The organism is Streptantibioticus rubrisoli, assembly GCF_024436055.1.
Classification (GTDB): Bacteria; Actinomycetota; Actinomycetes; order Streptomycetales; family Streptomycetaceae; genus Streptantibioticus_A; species Streptantibioticus_A rubrisoli.
In genome coordinates, this window is the sequence record NZ_JANFNH010000092.1 from 1 (window position 1) to 4613 (window position 4613).

At 71.6% G+C, this 4613-nt stretch carries 2 protein-coding genes; both read left to right on the forward strand.

What is annotated here, in order from left to right:
• The coding region (locus tag NON19_RS32925; protein WP_255932948.1) for a type I polyketide synthase at positions 1-3095 on the forward strand (3095 nt) is incomplete at its 5' end.
• 58 nt (positions 3096-3153) lie between these two features.
• Positions 3154-4613, forward strand: a 1460-nt coding sequence (locus tag NON19_RS32930) for a type I polyketide synthase (protein WP_255932949.1), incomplete at its 3' end; no start/stop codon positions are given.

The window sequence follows — 4613 nt, forward strand, 5'->3', positions numbered from 1 at the left end:
ACGGCATCCGCGCGCTGGAGGCCGAAGGCGTGACGACGTATGTCGAGCTCGGCCCGGACGGCGTGCTGTCCGCCATGGCGCAAGAGTGCGTTACGGAAGACGGTGCCGTGTTCGTCCCCGTACTGCGACGGGACCGCTCCGAGCCCGAAACCGTGACCACCGCCGTGGCCACCCTGCACGTCAACGGTGTGCCCGTCGACTGGGAGTCGTACTTCACCGGAACCGGCGCCCGGCGCGTCGACCTGCCCACCTACGCCTTCCAGCACCAGCGCTACTGGGTCGACACCTTCGCGGTGTACGACGACGTGGCCTCTGTTGGTCTCGGCGCGAGTGGGCATCCGCTGCTCGGCGCGGCGGTGGAACTCCCCGACTCCGACGGGGTGCTGCTCACTGGCCGGTTGTCGTTGCAGAGCCACCCCTGGCTGGCCGACCATGCCTTCCTGGACGCGGTCGTTCTACCGCCTTCTGCCTTCGTGGAGCTGGCAATCCACGCCGGGGACCAGGTGGACTGCGGCGTACTGGACGAGCTGACCCTGGAGTCGCCGCTCGTCCTGCCGCAGCGTGGCGGAGTCCAACTGCGCGTCACCGTAGGCGCGTCCGATGAGGCCGGGAGGCGCAGTCTGACCGTGCACTCGCGTTCAGAAGCGGCCACCGGCGAGCCGTGGACCCGTAACGCCACCGGCGCACTGGCCGCCCGCAGCACCGCACCGGAGCCCGGCCTGACCGAGTGGCCCCCAGCCGGTGCCGCCCCCGCGCCCTCTGACGTCTACCAGCACCTGGCCGCCGCCGGACTCGTGCACGGACCGCTGTTCCAGGGCGTGCACCAGGTGTGGACGCACAACGACGAGATCTACGCGGAAGTGCGACTCGCTCCGGAGCAACACCCGGACGCCGACCGGTTCGTGCTGCATCCCGCGCTGCTCGACGCAGCCCTGCACGCCCGTACCCCGCGCACCCCGGGGGACGCTCTGCCGCTGCGGTGGCGTGGAGTGGCACTGCACGCCACCGGGGCCTTGGCGCTGCGGGTGCGGATCGCGCCAGCGGGGGACGACACCGTGTCCCTGGCGGCGGCGGACGAGGCGGGCAACCTGGTGGCGTCCGTGGCCGCCGTGACCATGCGCCCGTTCACCGCGGAGCAATTCGCCTCCGAGGGGCGGAACGACGCGCTGTTCCGTCTTGACTGGAGCCAACTTCCCATCACCGCCACGCCATCAACGCCATCAGACCGCTACGCCGTCGTGGGCGCCGCGGACGATGAGCTGGCAAGTGCTCTGCACGGTGAGGTCTTCGAGGATCTGGCGGCACTGGACGCGGCCATCGCCGCCGGGCGTCCGGTACCGGACGCCGTCCTCGTGCCCTACCCGCACCACGGCTCCGTTGCAGCCGCTCCGGTGCATGAGACGGTCACCGGCGCCCTGGGCACGCTGCAAGCGTGGCTGGCCGGTGAGCGGTTCGGCTCGGCGCGGCTGGTGCTGGTCACCCGAGGCGCGGTGGACACCGGTGGCGACGGGCTGCCGACGGACCTTGCGGCGGCCCCGGTCTGGGGACTGGCCCGCTCGGCGCAGTCGGAGAACCCGGACCGGATCGTCCTGCTCGACATCGACGCGGCCGCCTCGACGTACGCGGCCGTACCCGGCGCCATCGCCTCCGGCGAGCCCGAACTGGCCCTGCGCGCGGGCGTGGCATACGTACCGCGGCTGGCCAGGGCCGAGACCGCGACGGCAGAAGGCACCCGGCCCATCGATCCCGAGGGAACCGTCCTGATCACCGGCGCCACCGGCGGCCTGGGACGGCTCCTGGCCACCCACCTGGTGGCCGAGCACGGCGCCCGCCGCCTGCTGCTGGTCAGCCGCCGTGGTGACGCGGCCGAGGACATGGCCGAACTGCGCGCACAGCTGACCGAGTTGGGCGCCCACGTCAGCGTGGCAGCCTGCGATGCCGCGGACCGTGCGGCGCTGGCCGAAGTCCTGGACGCCATCCCGGCCGAACACCCGTTGACTGCCGTCGCACACGTCGCCGCGGTGCTGGACGACGGTGTGGTCGACAAGCTCACCCCAGAGCGGCTGGCCCGGGTGCTGCGGCCGAAGGTGGATGCCGCGGTCAACCTGCACGAGCTCACCAAGGACCGTGACCTGTCCGCGTTCGTGCTGTTCTCCGCGGCGGCGGGCACTCTGGGCGCCGCGGGACAGGCGAACTACGCGGCGGCCAACGTCTTCCTGGACGCCCTTGCCCGGCACCGGCGCGCCCAGGGGCTGCCCGCGGTCTCGCTGGTGTGGGGCATGTGGGCCGAACGGCGCGGTATGGCGGGCCGGTTGGCGGCGGCGGACCGAGCACGCGCCGCGCTCGGCGGCATGGTGCCGCTGGCCGCCGATGAGGGCCTTGCGCTGTTCGACGCGGCCGTCGGTACCGACGAGGCCGTGCTGATGCCCATCCGGCTCGACTTCGCCAAGCTGCGGGCCGCGGCCGCGACCGGCGAACTGCACCCGATGTTCCGCGGATTGGTGCGCACCCCGGTCCGCCGGTCCGTGGAAGCGGGCCAAGCACAACCGGAGCCCCTGGCGCAGCGGCTCTCGCGGCTGGCGGACGCCGAGCGGGAGCGTACGGTGCTGGACCTGGTACGTGGGCAGGTGGCCGCGGTACTCGGGTACGCGTCGGCCGAACTGGTCGGTGCCGGGCAGGCGTTCCGCGAGCTGGGCTTCGACTCGCTGACCGCCGTGGAACTGCGCAACCGGCTGAACGCGGCCACCGAACTGCGGCTTCCGGCCACGCTGATCTACGACTACCCGACCCCGGTCGCGCTCGCCCAGTACCTGCTGGCCGAGGTCGTGCCGGACGCGGGGGGCGAGCCGAGGAGCTCCGTGCTGGAGGAGCTGGACCGGCTGGAGAACGCCCTGTCCGCGCTGGCGCCGGACGATGTCTCGGCGCTGGTTCCGGACGAGGCGGCGCAGGCCCGTATCGCGGTACGGCTGCAGTCACTGTTGGCGAAGTGGAACGACGTTCGCGGCGCGGGAGAGGGCGGCACGGCGGACGTGCTCGAAGAGGCCAGCGATGACGAACTCTTCGACTTCATCGACAAGAGGCTCGGCAAGGGCTGACCGATGCCAACACCGACCACCGCGACGATCTCGACCATTTCGAATGGATGAAGCGCCAATGGCGAACGAAGCAAGGCTCCGGGAATACCTCAAGAAGGTCACGGCGGAACTCGACGAGACCTATGGGCGGCTGCGGGAAATCGAGGACCAGGCACGGGAGCCCATTGCGATCGTGGCGATGAGCTGCCGGTTCCCCGGAGACGTGCGCTCGCCCGAGGAGTTGTGGCGGCTGCTGGAGTCGGGCGGCGACGCGCTCACCGGATTCCCGCTGGACCGCGGGTGGGACGTGGCGGGGCTGTACGACCCGGATCCGGACAGCCGCGGCACGTCCTACACCCGGGAGGGCGGCTTCCTCAGCGATGCCGCCCGCTTCGACCCGGCGTTCTTCGGTATCTCGCCGCGTGAGGCGCTGGCGATGGACCCGCAGCAGCGGCTGCTGTTGGAAACCTCGTGGGAGGCGTTCGAGCGGGCCGGGATCGACCCGACGACGCTGCGCGGTAGCCAGTCCGGTGTGTTCGTCGGCGTCAACGGTTCCGACTACCTCCAAGCGCTGTTGGAGGCGGACGACGACTTCGCCGGACACCTCGGCACGGGGAACGCGGCCAGCGTGATATCCGGCCGTCTCTCGTACACCTTCGGGCTTGAGGGCCCGGCGGTCACCGTGGACACGGCGTGCTCGGCCTCGCTGGTCGCACTGCACCTCGCCGTGCAGGCACTGCGCAACGGCGAGTGCGCACTGGCGCTTTCCGGCGGTGCGCATGTGATGGCGACGCCCGGTCTGTTCGTGGAGTTCAGCCGCCAGCGCGGGCTCGCCACCGACGGCCGCTGCAAGGCTTTCTCCGCCGACGCCGACGGGTTCGGACCGGCCGAGGGCGTGGGCATGCTGCTGCTGGAACGGCTCTCCGACGCGCGCAGGAACGGTCATCCGGTGCTGGCGATCGTGCGGGGCAGTGCCGTCAACCAGGACGGCGCCAGCAACGGCCTGACGGCACCGAACGGCCCCTCGCAGCAGCGGGTGATCCGCCAGGCGCTGGCGAACGCCCGACTCACCGCGGACCAGGTCGACGCGGTCGAGGCGCACGGCACCGGCACCTCGCTCGGTGACCCGATCGAGGCGCAGGCGCTGCTGGCCACCTACGGCAAGGAGCGGCCGGAGGGACAGCCGCTGTGGCTGGGGTCCGTGAAGTCCAACATCGGTCATACGCAGGCGGCGGCGGGTGTCGCCGGTGTGATGAAGATGGTGTTGGCGATGCGGCACGGAGTGCTGCCGAAGACACTGCACATCGCCGAACCCTCGCCGCACATCGACTGGTCGACGGGTGCGGTGTCGCTGCTGACCGAGGCGCGCGAGTGGCCGGAGGCGGGACACCCGCGTCGTGCTGGGGTCTCGGCGTTCGGGTTCAGTGGGACGAACGCGCATGTGATCGTGGAGCAGGCGCCGGTTGGGTCGCCGGAGGTGCCGGAGGGTGCTGCGGGTGTGGCGCCTGGTGTGGTGGTGTGGCCGTTGTCCGGTAAGGG